Consider the following 16,844-nt stretch of genomic DNA (forward strand, 5'->3'; position numbering starts at 1 on the left):
TGAAGGAGCAAGACCTCTATAAGAGTTACACTTTATCGGAAGTAATTTATGAGTTGAAGAAGTTGAGAGTTGTCACGCTAAATAGCGGAAAATCTTATTTGACTGAGATATCCAAGAAACAGAGAATGTTATTCGAAAAGTTTGGTGTGCCGATTCCAGTAGCACCCTAGTTATTAAAATATGCGGATTTTAGGTATAAATCCAAATAAAACTGTCTAAATTTTGAAGTTCTTTGAAAAAGAACTTGCGACTGAGCGGAAGGGGGCCAGGAGGAATTCCGCCAGTCGCATTAGCGGGTAGTCGGGGGTAGGAAGAGCTCCTTTAGGGCGTGGTTGAAAGCTCCGCTTGAAACCTTCCCAAGCCCCGACACCCGCACTGGACGGCTGATTGTGGGTGAATTTGAAGAGCGATTTGGGATGAACCCGGATGAAGCCGTCCAGCTTTCCCCCTGCTCAGGACCGAGGGCTCGATGCCCGAGGAAATGAGAATATGCGAATGAGAAATTATTTAACGTATTTTTTAATAAATAGGTACAATGATAAGAACTTTAGAGGCTGTCTAAAAACTCCAATTTCAAAAACTCATCTCCCACTTCGCCCCTAAAAAGGAGCTAATTTCGCATAAAACTTCCCACATTGACCTCAAAATCAGATCTCATGTAGGAGTAATTCCCCACCTTGGGCAAAATGCCCTTAGTTTTTGGACACCCTCTTTATTATCGACGTGTAAAGGTGAGCTGGATCCCTGTGAGAGTGTATCTGGTGAGGTTGTCTCTCGAGCTACTTTAACTTTTCCCTTCTGTTCTGATTTTTTCTTTTTCTCTATAGTGCTTTTAAGCTAATTTATTACTACAACCAGCTATTGGGTAAATAAAACCATCAATAACAGCTAGTCACAAGAAAGAAACGGGTTTTTCTGATTTTCTTCATATTTCCCGTTGTTACCTCAACTACCCCGTTTCATAAAAAATCTGGAAACAAGTCATTGATTTTCTCGTCCCAGTGGTTGCCAACCGGAGAACCATCCCTTAAGAAGTTAGCTATTTGGGGGAGAGCTTTCTTAAAGGCTTCGTAATTCTCCAAAACCCAGACTCCTGCAAGGCCGGGCTTTATATCAACCATGCCGGTGAGATACCCTCGCAGTAAATTAACCTTAGCTTCTCGCGAAATCTTTGGCATGTCGTCGCGAATGTGTTTTAGCGTAGCTGGGTGTATCGCGCCAGCTGATAGAATACTGTCAATGCTCCCAACGGGTTCTTGTGAAATCAAAGCTTTAATAATCCGACCCTTGGAAATTTGGTACTTATTCTGAATTATATTTATAACCTCGTTGGCCACACTTCTGGTAACGTACTTTCTTCCTTGCCTTTGCAAAACTAATCGGATGTCCTCTTCCCAATGCACGAATGCCGCGCGCTTCTCTTTTCCAGACTGATTTATGCTTAACCAGTGATCGATCTCGGCGGAAACACCGCGTGTAAATCTCCCGGAGAATAATGGCCGAAAAACTAATAAACCATCTGTATGAGTTACCAAGACATGATCTCTAGTAGCAATCTGAAACTCTATCTCTCCAACTAGGACCCCCAATAAGGAATCGATTATGGGGGCGCTTCTGTCTTCTTGGAGATATTCGACAAACTTTTGTGAACTAAAGTCCCAATATTTGGGCATGAGTAGCGATGCATAGTTAGAGTCCAGCGCACTATCGGGTCTGCAGTAGAGAAGGTTATCCTCATCATCTATTAAGGGCCATCGCTCTTCTAAGGCGCCTGTACGCTGAGGGGGATGATGTTCACGAATATGTCTCAAACTAAATCGCAGCTCGTCTATTGCTGTGGGCATCACCACCACGACCTTACTGTCAAATGCATCCTTTTGGAGCTGATTGACCTGGTAAATAAACTCTGGCCAGTGTCCTCCCAACTCTTTTTTGCGCCGAGCCTCTGAAATGGGATGAGATACATATACCGTCTGGAAATCCAAATCACCGAGAAAATGTATCAAAGCTTCGGTGAGTTGTTTGACCCCAAAAACTAAGAACTTCGCTCCAAGGCCCACCTGAGCAGAAAGATTTTCAATAAAAATAGTCTCAAAGTGCCCCCATGAAAGAAGATGAGTTATTGTCCTTAATTCCCAACCCATGCAATAAGACAGAAGTTGTTCCGGCGAGAGCTCTTCAATGTTAATACCTTGCTCATAGCATAATCGTTCCAGATAAACGGGTATGCGCTCAGCGTGATCAAATAGCTCGTCTTTGCGGGTCAAACGATAATACATGTCATAGACGTCATCAATTAACAGAACTATCTGGGAGGGCTTAAGGTCACTACGGGAGATAAGTAAGTTGAAATCGACCGGTGAATAGAATTCGCTCCGCTGCCCGCAGTAATAAAGCAAGTGTCCACATAGAACTCTTATGGTTTTCGAGGACCGCTCAAGCTTACCCAAGCACTGAGAAGCAGCTTGCCTCCATAACGCTCTAACCTTGCTTCGAGGTAAATACCAGGTAACTTCATACATCCTGAAACTCTGGTAAGGTGCTCCCACGTCCCTTAACGCATCTTTGGTCTCCTGCCTGTCTTTTAGTTCCTCTTCTATGTCTTGGATGTCGATATGGTTTCCGTATTGCCGCTTGAGCTTTTCTTCCACCTTACCTAAATCTACGCCTGGCGGAGCAAAAACGTAGGCCCAGGAAATCAAGTTACCTATGTCCTCCTCATCGCTCTGTCGAAAACACCGAGATAAACGTTGGCCTGTTGTATGGCTATTCGGGTTTTGGATTCGCTTTCTTTTCAGTCTCAACAAACATCTTAATCTGATTGAGACCGCGATAAATCTCTCTTCTTATCCTCAGTTCCGGCCCCATTATTCCCTCCACCTCCATGGCCGTTACATGGAAGTCAGCTTCCATGAGCATATCAAACGCTTCTTTAGATTCCTTAAGATTATTAGGAGCTACAAAAACGCGTGCCCACCGAGAGTTTGGGTCAAAGTTCAATTTCTCCTCCTTTCGTATCACCGAATTTTCTTTGTCTATTTCTTTATTCATGAACCTCTATTTCTCACCCCCTTCCTGCCCTAAAAACACTAAAATGAACCTTACTGGATTGGCATATTCACACCCCCTAATGTCTATAATGTCTACTTACTTGAACGCTTCTCGGTAGTATCAACAAGCTGGTAAAGTGTTACAAGCTCTTGTTGGAGCTGACGCAAAACATATCTCGCGTCGCTCCAATCACTCAGGAATTCCTTCAGCTTTGGATATTCTCTTTGTCTGTCAAATGGATAAAGTTGTTTGTTGCTGCGGTATTCCCACCAATAACGGAAATCTCCTTGCCACTTTTCCAGAAAAGATCTTAATACGTTTTGCATTAAATCGTTGATGAAAACTCCAAGGTGGGCCTTCTTGTTTTTGGAAATGCGACCGACAGGAAATGAGCGCATTATTCTGCGGGCTTCTTGAAAGAAAGCATAAAATGAAGCAAGGCTTTCAATATAAACCTCTCCGTCAAAGTTCCTACAGTCGGGGTCTCGTTGTTTTCCCGTCACGGCTACACGTGTCGATAGTTCAGTGTATAGCTCCCATGCGCACTGACGATCTTCTTCCGACAGTTCACCTGAAAGCTTGAGTACTGCAAAGTCTAACGAGAATGATCCTTTCTTTAGTACAACCATCTCTTCGTCCCTCTATATAGAAGCCGATTCTGTCATAATTATATCGAGCACTTGTTTGCTTTTCAAGATAGACTCCGCAGTTTCATTGAACGCTTGTGTGCCCATTCGATCCAGCTCGCAAACTTATCCGGTTGCCAGTCACCAACCGCATCTGGGGCAATACCTGAAGGAACAGCACCCCAAGCACCCTTTAATCGAATGCCCAATAATCCCTTTCCTTGGCGCAAGCTCTCTTCAATTTCCCATTTAACCCATGGGCTTTGTGCTGTTTTGTTACCGATGAGAACAACCGTCACAGATGCCGACTTAATGTACTCCTCGCGAATAACTCGTTTAACATACTCAATATCAGTACTATTAATTCTATGGTCTAGTTTGTGATTATAAAAATCAAAGTTGTCGATAATGTTACGTAAGCCCATGAAGCCGTTTGCTTGTGCTGTATCATCATGATCAAAGCTAATAAAAATCCGCCGCTTAGCCATCGCGCACCTCTGTTCTGTTTGTGTAGTTCTCATCTATTCTATTAATCATTTAATCATTTACCATGTATTGAACCAGCGGAGTTATTTGACAAAATGGTCTTTAGGGCGTTATTATATCATTGTGCTATTATGGTAGCATAGAAACAGGTCTCCTCGGCCTAAAAGCCGAGGACTTCTTATTTAAGCCAGGAAAGTCCTACTATTCATCTTTCTCGCTTTCTCGAACATACCTTGGTTCTTCTTCAAACGACTCTAGCTCTTCAGCAACATACCTGCGCATTTCATCGTCTTGGACATTAACCATCGGGGCGTTCCCGCCGAGGAGGTGGTGCCACTCCTCCTCCAAAAGTCGGGGGTTTCTGTCGCACCAAAGTTCTATGAAGTTACCTCAAAAAGTGTATCGGGTAAGCTGTCCACGCATCGTTTCAATTCTCTCTCATCACTTGGCGGTTGCCTTAGTTGCATCCTGACCAAAGGGCTTAGGTGTCTATAAAGCTCAAGCAAAGGCTGATTATGCCTGATTTGTATCAACTTCACTCCGGTCTGCTCCGCGCTTTGATAAACCACTCTTGCATGCGTTCCTATCTTGTCGAAAATAACTACTCCCTGTCTCCCAACCCTATTAACTTTATCTGTAATAACCTCTGGGTTTCCTTGCGCAATGAGTCCGATATCTATTCGGATTCGCCCTCTTTTGGTCTCGACTTCTCCATCGGTCTCCCTAGCAACCTCGATGTCACTTGGCACGCCAATCCAGAAATCACGCTCAGATCTCAACCCTAATAAGCTTAGGGCCGCGCTTAGAAACACTCGTTCTATGGCCTTGCCAACTTTTGACTTTTGCGAACCTCTAATGTTTAGCGTTGCTGCACCGGCCATAAGAAGCAACCATGCCTGTTCTTGGCTATGCGCATAGTCATCTGCCGTAAACAACTCATTGCAGTATCGGATGGTTTCGCTTAGAAAATCGGGAAGCTCTTCCAAAGGTATATCCAGATTCTGGGCCGTTTTCTTAGTTAAACCCACCAACCAATACATCAAGTTCTTTTCCTCGGAGCTGGGTCTATCTAGCTCCACTAACCGACTTAGCAGTCCTTCTCTCCAGTTCCTTCCATATTCTCTCCTGAATCTGTCATACAGCTCTATCAACCATGCATAGGTTATCAGAAGCCTCCCTTTGGTATTTTGCTCCGTTATCACCCTATAGTTTCTACCAAGTAGCAGGTGCAGCACCAACTCCCTTAAGGATGCTGGGGAAATAAGGTCTGTTAAAACCACGTTCTGCTCTAACCACCTTCTATATGTCTCAGCGCCAATGTTAGCTGTCATTTGCCTCTCCGAGATGGTCACTTACCTCGTAGTCAACCCTTATATTTCGGGTAATGGCGAGCTTACTTAATTCTTCCTTCATGGGATGAAAGTATTTAGGATTATTGTCAATCAGCAAAAAACGGCGATTCATATCTATAGCCACTCTACCTACAGTGCCTGAGCCCGCAAATGGGTCCAAGACTAAATCGTCGATAAAGGAATAATAGCGGATCAGCTTATGCACTAGCTCATCAGGAAATACGGCCGGATGACGCTTATGATGCCCCGGAGGTATATGCCAAACATTTGTAACGTCGTAGTCTCCCAGTATCCTGGATTGCTCAACAAGTTTACTATCGTAATGTTTTCTGATATTCCAATCTATTAATTTGGTGGTTTTCTTTCTGTAAACTAAAACATATTCTGTTACACTAACAGGTTTATACTGCAACGGTTGCCTATCTGCGGCAAATCGTCTCCCTCTGCCCAAGTTCCATCCTGCTCCTTCTGGCTTGACCCATATAATGTCATCGATGAACTCAAAGCCAGCTGAAGCCATAATCTGGTGCACATCAAAAGGAATAGGGATTCTTTTGCTGGAGGTGCTTCGAGATGTTCTGCGAACTAAAACCGGCGATACGTTAATTGTGAAGAACCGTCCTTCCGACAATACCTCACGAATTCGGATTATCACTCCTCTTAGGAAGTTCAGGTACTCCTGGTAATCTATAAATTCACAGCTTTCAGGCTTAGCATTATAGTAAGGTGGCGAGGTTATGACTAACTGGGCAGTGTCTGGGGGGAGCTCTTCGAGAACTTTCATTGCATCCCCTAATATCACTTTGTTCGGTATGGGGGCGGGATAAAATAGCTCTTGCCTTTTGCGGTCTGGGGCACTTACTTCGTTAATAAATCTCTTCGCTCGTGTTCGGATAAGTTCTGGGCGTGTGGAGTCCATAACATTTCCTAACAAGCCAATTTTGGCTTCGCCTATTAAGTGGCTTGTGGCGTTGCTTAAGACAATTGGCACTCTCCACACGTTATACCTATCATCTATCTCAGGTAGGCCCAACGAAACAAAATCTTTGACATCTGCTAGATGCTGCTCAATCCATTTTTGGGTTATTTTCCTTACTTCTTTAGCTGAGTTAACCATTGGGCTTTCCTCATCTATAAGGTTACAATCTACCCCTTTTTTGTATCTTCTTCGGGTCTTCGCGATATCGCCCACAGGGTATTTTCTCTGGATATCAAAGCTTCAATGCTTTCAACAAATAGTACCTGTGGATCGGCTGCATTCTTATAACCATCAATTCGTGCTTCGAGGTACCCCATCTCAACTACATACCATTTAGAAACATTATCATAACATTATATATATCAATAAACATCATCAACTAGTCTTTGTGGTATACCGGTTGAATCACGGAAAAACTTTACAATGTCCCGTGTCAGTTTCTTAGCAATGTCTGAGAAGTCTGTTTCAAGATATTCCATCGCTTCGGCGCCTTCGCCTTTATAAAGAATCTTCTCGAAGAGGATTGTTTGCAAGTAACGTAGGATCTGACTTGAATCAGAGGGCCTATTCAAAAGCCTGAAACTGATATCAAACAAACCAGGTAGATAATCAGGATCAAGCTTCAAAGTGTCATTAAATAGACTTCTTTGTATTGGCATGCTTTCCATCAACTTCTTTATATTCTCAACTATTCCTAGGCGTCTTTTCATTTCAGCATGCCCACCGTAAAAGTACGATTTCAGTTCAATTTCAGGATTTTCTGGGTTAATTCGGAACACATATGCACTCATTTGCAAGACAGATAAGGTAAATAAGGTCAACAAGTCTAGAATCAGGGCTTTTTGCAGTTTATTCATTTCGTCGAATAATTCGTTATGTTTGGTAACAAGTGAAATCAAAGCATGAAGATTCTGATGAGCTGGGTTTATCCAATAGTTGTGCTTTCTGAACTTCAATAAAGGAACCAATTCCTTGGACAGATTCGTAAGATTATTCTCAAAGTATAGCCATGATTCAGGTTTGCTTGATTGTAATTGCGGGTTGCTTAAATTTACAACTCTTTTCTCCAGATTTACTAGATTACTCTCGTTCAAAATAGTTACTCCTAGTTTGTGTGCAACAATTCGCTGGGCTTCTGGGATAGGATTACTAGTTCCTAGACTAAGATATCCTTTTGAAGCCCCGAAAAAATCCATAACACCTTTCAGCCAAAATACCCTTTGGATGGGACTCCTTATGGCATCCTTATTTGAAGTACAATCGGCTACCAAGTAATCAATGTTCAGGTCGGGCAAAATTCGGATGCCTAAAACATCAAGGTCTGTTAATTCCATAGGGATTTTCCGCAGACTATATTCTGCAAGTTTCACTTCAAGTCGGGTATAACAGCCCAACGACCAGAATACGTTATTGAGGCGGATCTTAAGTTCGAAATCCTTATTCATTCCTATGCCCCTCTCAAACCATCCATTGTATCGTTTAAGACGTTTAAGATTTCCTCTTGGGTCTGCGCGGAAATATAAGCCCGTTCTTTTATTTTGGGTAACATCCGCATAGCTTCCTGATAAGAACCGGGACAGAATAGTGTACGTTGAAGCTGTTCAGAAAGCCCTCTGTCTTCCAAAAGCTCTCCAACTTTTAGCAAATCCTTTGCCAGTTTTACAGCCTTCTTGTTTTCCTCTGTTGGGATTAACTCAAAATAGTATCTATCCTTTGTCAATCTTTCTTGCAAAATCTTACCCACTCCTCTTCCTACCAAGACTGCATATTGCCTTCTTATTTCCGTATGAGGTCCAATTCTATAAGGAGGAGAAAGCAACCTATCTAGAATTGCCTCAGGGTATCTTATCCTAGTAATTAATCCGAAGTGTTCGCCATATCTAATACATGCTAATATAGACATGGCTTTTTCCAAGACAACCTTTTCTTCGATAGGGATTCCTATATGTGGAGTAAACGCAAAGTTTTTCTTTCCTTTAAGGGAATCCACCTCGGGAGCAAGGATTATTCCTCTCCGTATTGCTTCAGCAATTATTTTCATGTCTTCCGGCAAGTTGTTATATATGCCTCTTAGGAGGTTATCTGTTAAGGGGAACCCTTGATAATCTCTTATCTTTTTTAGTGCATTATAAACTTCATTGGCTCCAAATTTCTTAAGGAGCGCATACATGTGTTCAAGTTTGTCCGGATTCTCAATCCAGTATAGGGGTGAATACAATACATTCTCTTTGGTGATTCTTGACTCATAATGCTCAATAAATTTACCACTCTTGCCAATATCCAGCACTATTTTGTATGTCCTATCATCAAGTCCTAGTTTCTTCTTTATTTCTTCATCCGTGGTTGGAGATAGAGCCAAGGAATCACAAACTACTATTGTAGCCTCTTCAATTTCAGAATGATCTGAGTTATAAAAGTACTCTCCTGCCGCTGAATAGATGTCACTAAAGTAGGGGACACTCTCTTCTAGTTTATATATTGCGCTACCCTTCTTGTTAACCCTAACCCATCCGAGCTCTTCAAGCACTTTGAGTGCACCCGGTAGTATTAGAGAATCAATTCCAAACTGGCTTGCAATGTATTCTAGCTTCTTATAATCATCAATTACATCTGCCCCCCGAATATGGATGGCTAACCTTTCTGCCATCCCTATCAGCCTAATGTTCTTCGTTTCGGCATTTAATGGTCCGAGATCTACATCCTGAACGCTAGTTTGGATATCCTGGGCTCTTAGGCCAACTTTTAAAGGCTGAAGCTTATTTCCATTCATAACTATGTCCCTTTATTGAAAACTGCCAAGTAAAATGTGGCCTCACCATGAAGTTCAGGTACCGCGGCGAGACCGCAGCTTTGTTACTAGGGCGAAGGCCAAATATGTTCGGCTTACCTAGCACTACTTTCACTTGTCCGAAACGTTCGCACCTATGGCCGATTTGCATCATATAGCGTACTTGAGATATTCTAGCATACAATATATTGAAAACACAATTGTCTGTGCCCGCTCGGAACCAAAAGTAATTGTTTCTTAAGTACTTCTAGTGTTATACTCACATAGCAGGACTGCGACAAAATTGCCCCTGGCCCGTGCCCCGGCGCATTGTGGCTTAGCATTTGCGGAAGATGCCTCTCACTAACAGATGAGTTAGAGGCAGCGACTTTGGCTGACGACGACCGTCAAGAGACAAAAGCCAAGAATTATCTTCTTGTGTCCCGTGCAGGTTGCTTCCACGGTTCTTGATCTTCCTAGGATACTTATATCGCTCTCTGCGATTTAATACGGTCCCAGTTTCGAATTGCCTAGAGATTTTTGGTAGGCAATTCTCGGGTTAGATAGGAAACGTGTCCAGATGCGAACAGTCGGAAGTTTCCCTGCTTGGGTGTGCTTGTTTATAGGAGATTTAGATAACTCAAGAAATGCTGCTGCTTATCCCGTGCTCCTAAGAACGTATACTTTGTCCAGACCGAAAATTTCGGATTGTTCCGCGCACGTAAGGATCCGAATAGGTACAAAGGGATGGGCACAAAAAGAGTGGTTATCTTCGACGGAAGCGTGCCAGCTTCAGAAAGGGGCAGTCTCTCCAGGACTGTTGAGTTCGAACATGCCGGGGATGCCACCAGCACAGTTCACATCTTCCTCTATGCCCAGGACGGTAGTTCGGGCCATGTTGAATTTGCCAACCCCATCAACGGATTTACCTCCATCAACGTGAGGCCAGAGGAGACCGACCTGCCTGCTGACAGGTGGCTGGGGGGCCAGTCCCTATTCAATTTCAGTTTTTAAGAATGGTGTTTTCACGGATGGGTCTACGTTATGCGGAAGGCCAATTTCAGATCGGTATCGCTGCTCAATATTTAGCTGAGATCTCGGGGAAAAGTCTTAACGTATGACCAAAACACGATGCCTATTACAATTGCCCACGATGCAAGAGAAAGGCCAGGTTTTCATCTGGTTGGCGGTAGCTCTGCCGGTGTTCTTGGTTATGGCTGGTTGGGCTCTGGATATGGGAAGGGCTCTGGTCTTTAAAGCGGAGCTAACCAAGGCCTGCGACATAGCTGCCAGTGAGGTAGCCAGGCAGATTTCCCTGGAGGAAGCAGAAAGGACCGGAAGCACCAAAATGGTGGAGGATCTTTCGGGAAGGATCAATGCCCACATCAGGGCTAACATTTCTGCCACTTACGGAGCCACTGTTACGGAAATTGAATATAGCATTAGAGGTGGCCCCGGCGATCCCAGATATATCCAGGTTCAAGTAACGGCCAGAATTCCCCTTCTATTCATGAAGGTCTTAGGTGTCGATGAGGGTACAGTTCACGCCCAGGGGTCGGGCAGGATAAGAGGTCTACACAAGGGATAAAAGCTGCTCCAGGAGTTATTCCCCGGAGCCACTGCTTCTCCAAATTTTTTTGTGGTTCTCTGCAAGCAGCAAGTGTTATTGGTTTTTAGGATTCAAATAGTTATACTGTAATAAGGAGTTAATTATACCAGGGAAAGCGAGTTCAGAATCGTGTTTAGGGAAGGAGGAAAGTGATAATGGGTTATAGAGGCGTTGTGAAGGGCAACCTGGTTGTGCTAGAGGAGGGAATTGAACTTCCAGAGGGGACGCAAGTGGAAGTGACCCCCACTATGGAGCCGCCAAAAGGCAGCCCCGCTGCGCTGTTGGAAGTGTGGGGTTCAGATGTGCCTGGTGGTAGTTGGGGTGCAGTTGAGAAGGCTGTCGAGGAGTTAGATCACGCCGATTGTGAATATGAGAGGAAACCCCATGCCTGAGAGCTAGCTGTTTGACACGGTCGCGTGCAGCCGATGGCGCCGTGGCGATGCAGTGCTCCGGAGCAAGGTGGAAGCCCTACCCTTCGATGTAGTTCTCTATACTTCAGTCCTTAGTGTCGGGGAGTTGACCTTGGGTATCCACAAAGCTTCACAGGAACATAAGGAGAAACTGTGGCAGAGAACGCAAGAGATGCTGGCTCGCTTCAAAGATATCTTGAAAGTGACCCGCCAGGTCGCGGATAAATACGGCGATATTGTGGCACAAGTCTCTCCCGGACAACATATCGGGCAGAATGACTAGTGGATTGCTGCAATTGCTTTGACATACGAAATGGTGCTGATCACAAATGACCTTGATTTCGACCGCGTGCCGGGGTTGCGAAAAGAAAACTGGCTGGAGTAAATGTGCCGGGTTTTTCAGCTACGAAAACATGTAAGTGGGTAATATCTTAAGTGGATAAGTTGGCCCAATTTTCCACCTCATAAAATCAAGAACCGTGTTGGAGGCTATTCGGGGTTATTCTTCTTCCAACAGGGTGGGTTTTCTGAACTGCATGCACCCACACTCCTGGGTAAGGGATATCTTTCGCAGAGCATCCAGGATAATCTCTCCAACTTGGGGTGCATCTTGGTAGAATATGTCCTTAAGATCCTCATGCCGCCACTCCCTGACCACTCCCTCTGCGTAGTTAACCACGGTGTAGAGTCCTCCGAAACAGGCCCCGATATCTCGGGAAAGATATACCTCAGGTGAGAGGCTTTGTCCCACAATGTCGCCGCCCCAGCTCCGGAGCACGGAGACCTCGGCCGGGCTTTCAAACCGGTATCCTTCTGTTACGACATATACACCCCGGGCAAAGATTCTGTTGAGAGGTCTGCTCAGGGCCGAAGAGAGGAGGGCCTGGTGAATCTGAGGACAGATGGGCTGGCGCATGATGAGAAGATTATCACCCACTACTTTCAGATCTTTTCGGGTGGAGTAATCGATAAAATCGGTAGGGATGACTATGTCCCGCAGATCCAGAAGGAGATTCAGACTTCCCACTCCCCCCTCGGAGATCACTTTTTTCACTCCTGCCTGGTGGAGGGTCCAGAAGAGCTGAAGGGAGGCCTGGGCTCGGGGTATTTCAGATCTCCAGCCGTGCATCTTGCAGGTGATAACGGTTCTGGAGTCTCCCTCCTCCGCTGGTATTCTGAAGTACTTTAATTTGGGACTCCTTCCGTAAGGTGTCTCCAGGACGAGATCTTTCTCTATGATCTCAATGCCTTTCAGAGAAAGATCTTCGGGAAAGTTTATGGAGAAGGTTCCCGATCCTCCAATGAAGGCTATGTCGGCTGAGGGCATGTCTGGCCCATTCATCTGGCGCTAACTCCTGGGGTTACCATATTCTTTCTGTCGCGCATATCGGGCAGATTCATTTGCATCCACTCTTCTTTGATCAGTTGATTATCAGGAAAACAGATCGAGGCTATTAGACCAAATCCTATCCGTCGCTCCCTTGCTTGCCATACGGCTCGCTCCAATTTTGCCATTGCGAAAGATAGGTTAAGTACCGCTTCATCTCAGTGAAGATAGAGCTATCTCAGTTATTATAGCGGAATTCAAGTTCTGGCGTCCCTGCAAAAAGGGCCAAATTTCAGTATTTGGCCCAATCCTCCGAATCTAAATCGGACGGCAAATTGACCCAAAATCTGGTTTTTGCAGTTCCGCCAGTTCTTCTAGGTATAGATGAATTCTGTCTAACAGGTTAACTCTATGGGGTAATAATCATTACAGAAGCATCCCACATAAATTTTCCACCCAAAAAGAGGAGAAATATGCCGCAGGCCAGAAGAACTGCCCGAAAGACCGAATCGCTGATATACCGTTTTCCGGTAGATACCGCCAGCCCCACGAACCCATACCACAAAAGATCTGAGGAGATATGGCCGGCGAAGAAGGAGGAGATGCCCAAGAGCCGATAGTCCATGGTCTTAATGAGGAAGGCACTACCTATGGTAATCCACCATAGTAGCCAAGAGGGATTGGAAAGACTCACTAAAATTCCCGATAAAAAGGGTCCCATGCTGGCCCGGGTCTCTCCACTGGCCACCTGGAAGGTGATTCTTTTCTTTATTACCGACAGGATTAGAGAAAATCCCATCCAGAGAAGCACCATCCCTCCCACAAAGCCAAAAAAGATGGTTATTATCTCGCCCTCCAGGAGTTTAAAAAGACCCAGAAGAAGGCCAATGAGCAAGATCAGCTCCAGGACTGCATGGCCCAGCACAATGAGAAGGGAGGCCCCAAAGCCCCGCCTGGCTGTCTCGGCAATGGTTACCGTAAGCAAAGGGCCAGGTGTCATAGCCCCGGAGAAGCCAACGATCATGGAAGCAAGAAATATTTCAGCAGGAGTCATTCTTTTCCTAAAGTTACATTATTCGATCTGAATCTGACTGCCATAGGGGCTGCCTTTGCGCCCGAAGAGCAAAAGAGCACGCTCAAGGACATTTTCACCAAAAGTTGGCCGACGTCTCTCTGAGCCTGTGGAGAATATTATGTTTATATGTACTGTGCCTTTTGACATAATTCAAGAGTACGCCTGTTCTTTTTAAGGCTGATAGTCAACTGCCAAATGCAGGACGTATCTCTAAACCATTTTCCTCTTGACCCACTCTTTGAAAAAGACATCGGTAATGCAAAAGATATTTCCCTCCTTATCCAGAAGATCTTTCCTTCGGAGTAAGCGAATGGAGGTCTGGACGGAGGAGAGAGCTCCCAGATGATATTGTTGTAAGAAGTCCTTAGAAAATACTTTTTCACCACCCCCGGTGGCTATAGCCTGGAGTACTTGCCGTTGGTGTACGGACAGGCCGTCCCATAGAGCAAGAAAGATGGGGCTCTCTCTTTCCAGTATTTTGTTCAGGACCGTGTCGACCGCCTCCCTTTTCACCACCTTCTCCTCCAGGCAGAAGTTCCATATTGCATGGCAGAGAAACTGGGTGTTGTAAGGGTATTCCTCTGTTACTTCCAAAATATCTTCCATGACCCCATTCTCCAGAGTAAAATTGCCCTTTTTAAAGCGATCTTGAAGGAACTGGCTAAATTCCTCTCTGGGGATCTTGGGCAGAGCCATAACCTTGCCCATTTTGTAGAAGGCCCTATTTTGGTCAGATATCATGTCGTAAATTAGATGTCTCTTTGAGCCAGCAAACAAGTAGGCAACCCTTTTGTGATGCTGAAAAGATGCTCTCATGGCCTTTTCTATCTTTTCCCCGTCCAAATTAGCAATTTCCTGAAACTCATCGAATACCACTACGAACTGCCGTCCTTTTCGAGCAGCTAGCTTTTCTGGAGTGTTGTAGACCTCTTCCTGAAGCTTCCAGAGCTCCTGATCTTGTACTACATAATCTATACTTATGCTTGGGGTACCGTCCGGAGCAATGGATATATTGGGTCTGATGCCAGGTAAAATCTCCCGCACTACCTTCACTGCCTTTTCCAGCTTGCTCTCTGCAGCCTGGGCGATCTGGCTGGCATATTGCTCTAAAAACTGTCTCAGGGATGGAGCTTTATAAAGATCTAGATATATGGTGGAGAGACCCTCTTCTTTCAATTTCATTAGAGCGTTCATTATGAGGGAGGTCTTGCCATATCTGCGGGGAGAGATTAAAAAAATCCTCTGTCCGTCTCTTAAGTCTCGCACCAGTTCCTCCAGCTCTTTCTGTCTGTCTGCAAAATCCTCTCCTATTACTACTTCTCCGTATTTGAAAGGGTTTTTCATTGAGAAGCCTCCTTATGCAGAAAAGAATTATGCCGAAAAGCATTACGCATTATAACATATTGAACTGCTACGATCAAGACGGGACGGACGGACTGCCTCTTTTGAGCATCACTTGCGGTGCATGCAATCGCGTGCAGTTTTCCGTAAGCAGGTGAGAGTTCCCTGTCCTTCAAGCGGGAAATAAGATCGTCGCGCTCCAATCACCTTCAGGCCATAAAAGGTGTTATGACTTGGTGATCAGTTCCCTGACTCGCTCAGGCGTAAAAATTTGCCTTGCCAGGCGGACGGTCAAAAACCGGCCCGAATAAAAGACAGACGCCACAGCTAAATAGAGCAGGGCAACCAATAACAGCCAACCCAGGGACCTAGGTAAAAAAAACCCTAGTGCCCCTTCTATCGCCAATTGGAGGAAAACTAGCAGGCCAGCAAAAACAGCCGCCGCCGGACCAAATGGCAGGCGCAGCTTTTTGGCAGCAATCTCCGATACTGCAATCGTCGTTTTAGCCGGTACCGGCTCCACCGTCTCCCGGCCGGGGTAGAAGAAAACTAAGACCAAGGTGGCAAGAATTGCGACTGCCGTAACGGTAAAGAGAGCTATCGCAGCCGGAAGAGCGAAGATTCCCATTCCAGGCACAATCCAGGGCAACAGCTCCCCGTACAGGATGATAGCGGTGGCCGGCACCGCAACCAAGGCCGCCGTCGTCAAAGCTCCGGAGGCATTTAGCGTCCGGCCGCGGCGCATAATTGCTCTCCTGGCCAGGTACACCATACAAATCAGTGTCAAAGGCAGCATGACAGCCCCATGCCTAAGCCACCTCTCCAGTGCAAACAGCTGCTTTACAACTTCTATGAAAGAATGTTCGTAATCAGTTATCACCCTGATTATCCCGATACTATCAAGGGTGAGATACCCCACTCCCAAAAAGGCGGCGGCAGCGGCCAGATAACCTGCGGCAGCCGGAGTTGCCCGGAGCAGGTAATAGGTTGCCGCCAGGCTAAGACCATAGACAAAAGCTATAAAAAGAACGACATCCAAGCCTCTGGGCCATTGGTAGTAAGGCAATGTTGTTGCCGCCAGGGAAAAAAGCAATAAAATCAGCACCGCGCCAGCCAGGCCATAGACTGCGCTAGCGGAAATCACAATGCCTTTTTTCTCCTTTTGCATACTGGCGGCACCTGGGAAAAACGCTTGGGGCAAAAGGCGAGCCTGGTTAAAAACCAAAATCGTCAGTACTGCGATCACGGCGGTGAAAAACCCCGCCATAAAAATCATGCCGGCAGAGCTCGACAGGCGATAATACCAGGGCAAGGGATAAACCAGCCCCTTAATCAGATCACCGTAAGGCACGGTAAGCCTGATAGCCAGCAAAGACAGGCTAAAAAACAGCACCGTTGTTAATGCCGGTCCGAAACCAAATAGCAACCGGGCCTGATTAAGCTTAATCGCGGCCAGAAAAGTTAGGGCGTGGGCAAGCACAAAAGGCAATGTAAAGGCGAAGAAAAGCAAGAAAAGCCATGCCGACAATGACAAAAAGGCGCCGGCCAAGAGGGCCAAATAATACATTGATATCGCCCCTTTGGCCTCATTTCCCGTCAGTATCCTGCTTCCATCAGGCAGCAGGTGGTGAGCTGTCCCGGCGGTAAACTCCTGCCAGCCCATCCTTTGCCTTTCCATTAAAGTTTCCTCGACCTGCTCCACTTTGTTGGAAATAATATTCCAGACGTAAGCCGTACTGGCAGCCTTTCCGCTCGCCAAAAAAAAAGGTTCTTCCGGTTTTAGCATGGGTAAATATCTAAGCCACCACAGTGGAAAAGGAT

17 protein-coding genes and 1 pseudogene are annotated in these 16,844 nt (G+C 45.5%); 5 read left to right on the forward strand and 13 right to left on the reverse strand.

Annotation, left to right across the window (positions count from 1 at the left end; genetic code table 11):
• Positions 1-170 (forward strand): annotated as a pseudogene (locus HW443_RS14295) (IS1634 family transposase); the annotation flags it as partial.
• A 789-nt stretch (positions 171-959) separates the two neighbouring features.
• Here HW443_RS14295 and HW443_RS04880 read toward each other — a convergent pair.
• The 9 genes from HW443_RS04880 to HW443_RS04920 form a co-directional block, all read right to left on the reverse strand.
• Complete coding sequence (locus tag HW443_RS04880) at positions 960-2,702, reverse strand: hypothetical protein (RefSeq protein WP_176231394.1); 1,743 nt, start codon at positions 2,700-2,702, stop codon at positions 960-962.
• A gap of 64 nt (positions 2,703-2,766) precedes the next feature.
• Positions 2,767-3,051, reverse strand: coding sequence for a hypothetical protein (locus HW443_RS04885; protein ID WP_176231395.1), 285 nt, complete (start codon positions 3,049-3,051; stop codon positions 2,767-2,769).
• A gap of 92 nt (positions 3,052-3,143) precedes the next feature.
• Entirely contained in the window at positions 3,144-3,680 is a 537-nt protein-coding gene (locus HW443_RS04890; RefSeq protein WP_176231396.1) for a hypothetical protein, read from the reverse strand.
• Positions 3,681-3,742: 62 nt separating this feature from the next.
• Positions 3,743-4,165 (reverse strand): TIR domain-containing protein, encoded by a 423-nt coding sequence (locus HW443_RS04895; protein ID WP_176231397.1) that lies wholly within the window; start codon positions 4,163-4,165, stop codon positions 3,743-3,745.
• A 199-nt stretch (positions 4,166-4,364) separates the two neighbouring features.
• A complete protein-coding gene (locus tag HW443_RS04900; RefSeq protein WP_176231398.1) occupies positions 4,365-4,511 on the reverse strand; it encodes a hypothetical protein in 147 nt (48 codons plus the stop codon).
• Positions 4,512-4,540: 29 nt separating this feature from the next.
• Positions 4,541-5,494, reverse strand: coding sequence for a CfrBI family restriction endonuclease (locus HW443_RS04905; protein WP_176237954.1), 954 nt, complete (start codon positions 5,492-5,494; stop codon positions 4,541-4,543).
• Positions 5,484-6,707 carry a DNA-methyltransferase gene (locus tag HW443_RS04910; RefSeq protein ID WP_246273262.1) on the reverse strand — a complete coding sequence of 408 codons (1,224 nt, stop codon included), beginning with the start codon at positions 6,705-6,707 and terminating at the stop codon, positions 5,484-5,486. Before HW443_RS04910 ends, HW443_RS04905 begins: the two co-directional genes overlap by 11 nt.
• Before the next feature lie 149 nt (positions 6,708-6,856).
• A complete protein-coding gene (locus HW443_RS04915) occupies positions 6,857-7,939 on the reverse strand; it encodes a hypothetical protein (RefSeq protein ID WP_176231400.1) in 1,083 nt (360 codons plus the stop codon).
• 2 nt (positions 7,940-7,941) lie between these two features.
• A complete protein-coding gene (locus tag HW443_RS04920; protein ID WP_176235574.1) occupies positions 7,942-9,264 on the reverse strand; it encodes a hypothetical protein in 1,323 nt (440 codons plus the stop codon).
• Positions 9,265-10,008: 744 nt separating this feature from the next.
• On the opposite strand from HW443_RS04920, the gene HW443_RS04925 reads away from it, so the two are divergent.
• The 4 genes from HW443_RS04925 (at position 10,009) to HW443_RS04940 (ending at position 11,563) form a co-directional block, all read left to right on the forward strand.
• A complete protein-coding gene (locus HW443_RS04925) occupies positions 10,009-10,275 on the forward strand; it encodes a hypothetical protein (RefSeq protein ID WP_176235573.1) in 267 nt (88 codons plus the stop codon).
• 103 nt (positions 10,276-10,378) lie between these two features.
• Positions 10,379-10,849: a TadE/TadG family type IV pilus assembly protein gene (locus tag HW443_RS04930; protein ID WP_176231852.1), complete on the forward strand. Its 471-nt coding sequence runs from the start codon at positions 10,379-10,381 to the stop codon at positions 10,847-10,849.
• A 176-nt stretch (positions 10,850-11,025) separates the two neighbouring features.
• The gene (locus HW443_RS04935; RefSeq protein ID WP_176231853.1) at positions 11,026-11,262 is read left to right on the forward strand and encodes a hypothetical protein; all 237 of its coding nucleotides are present in this window, start codon (positions 11,026-11,028) and stop codon (positions 11,260-11,262) included.
• Positions 11,263-11,314: 52 nt separating this feature from the next.
• Entirely contained in the window at positions 11,315-11,563 is a 249-nt protein-coding gene (locus tag HW443_RS04940; RefSeq protein ID WP_176231854.1) for a PIN domain-containing protein, read from the forward strand.
• Between the two features lie 216 nt (positions 11,564-11,779).
• Here the strand turns inward: HW443_RS04940 and HW443_RS04945 are convergent, their stop codons facing one another.
• The 4 genes from HW443_RS04945 to HW443_RS04960 form a co-directional block, all read right to left on the reverse strand.
• Entirely contained in the window at positions 11,780-12,622 is an 843-nt protein-coding gene (locus tag HW443_RS04945) for an MTAP family purine nucleoside phosphorylase (RefSeq protein ID WP_176231855.1), read from the reverse strand.
• Positions 12,623-13,016: 394 nt separating this feature from the next.
• Positions 13,017-13,661, reverse strand: a complete 645-nt coding sequence (locus HW443_RS04950; protein ID WP_176235571.1) for a LysE family transporter — start codon at positions 13,659-13,661, stop codon at positions 13,017-13,019.
• Positions 13,662-13,892: 231 nt separating this feature from the next.
• Entirely contained in the window at positions 13,893-15,026 is a 1,134-nt protein-coding gene (locus HW443_RS04955) for an AAA family ATPase (RefSeq protein WP_176235570.1), read from the reverse strand.
• A 223-nt stretch (positions 15,027-15,249) separates the two neighbouring features.
• On the reverse strand, positions 15,250-16,844 hold a 1,595-nt coding region (locus HW443_RS04960), incomplete at its 5' end, for a hypothetical protein (RefSeq protein ID WP_219857074.1).

Source organism: Candidatus Hakubella thermalkaliphila, assembly GCF_013281975.1.
Classification (GTDB): Bacteria; Actinomycetota; Humimicrobiia; order Hakubellales; family Hakubellaceae; genus Hakubella; species Hakubella thermalkaliphila.

Excerpts from the sequence above, each read along its gene's own strand:
- HW443_RS04885 (WP_176231395.1), bottom strand. The coding sequence starts at position 3,051 with ATGAATAAAGAAATAGACAAAGAAAATTCGGTGATACGAAAGGAGGAG.
- HW443_RS04890 (WP_176231396.1), bottom strand. The coding sequence starts at position 3,680 with ATGGTTGTACTAAAGAAAGGATCATTCTCGTTAGACTTTGCAGTACTC.
- HW443_RS04895 (WP_176231397.1), bottom strand. The coding sequence starts at position 4,165 with ATGGCTAAGCGGCGGATTTTTATTAGCTTTGATCATGATGATACAGCA.
- HW443_RS04905 (WP_176237954.1), bottom strand. The coding sequence starts at position 5,494 with ATGACAGCTAACATTGGCGCTGAGACATATAGAAGGTGGTTAGAGCAG.
- HW443_RS04915 (WP_176231400.1), bottom strand. The coding sequence starts at position 7,939 with ATGAATAAGGATTTCGAACTTAAGATCCGCCTCAATAACGTATTCTGG.
- HW443_RS04920 (WP_176235574.1), bottom strand. The coding sequence starts at position 9,264 with ATGAATGGAAATAAGCTTCAGCCTTTAAAAGTTGGCCTAAGAGCCCAG.
- HW443_RS04925 (WP_176235573.1), top strand. The coding sequence starts at position 10,009 with ATGGGCACAAAAAGAGTGGTTATCTTCGACGGAAGCGTGCCAGCTTCA.
- HW443_RS04930 (WP_176231852.1), top strand. The coding sequence starts at position 10,379 with ATGACCAAAACACGATGCCTATTACAATTGCCCACGATGCAAGAGAAA.
- HW443_RS04935 (WP_176231853.1), top strand. The coding sequence starts at position 11,026 with ATGGGTTATAGAGGCGTTGTGAAGGGCAACCTGGTTGTGCTAGAGGAG.
- HW443_RS04945 (WP_176231855.1), bottom strand. The coding sequence starts at position 12,622 with ATGAATGGGCCAGACATGCCCTCAGCCGACATAGCCTTCATTGGAGGA.
- HW443_RS04950 (WP_176235571.1), bottom strand. The coding sequence starts at position 13,661 with ATGACTCCTGCTGAAATATTTCTTGCTTCCATGATCGTTGGCTTCTCC.
- HW443_RS04955 (WP_176235570.1), bottom strand. The coding sequence starts at position 15,026 with ATGAAAAACCCTTTCAAATACGGAGAAGTAGTAATAGGAGAGGATTTT.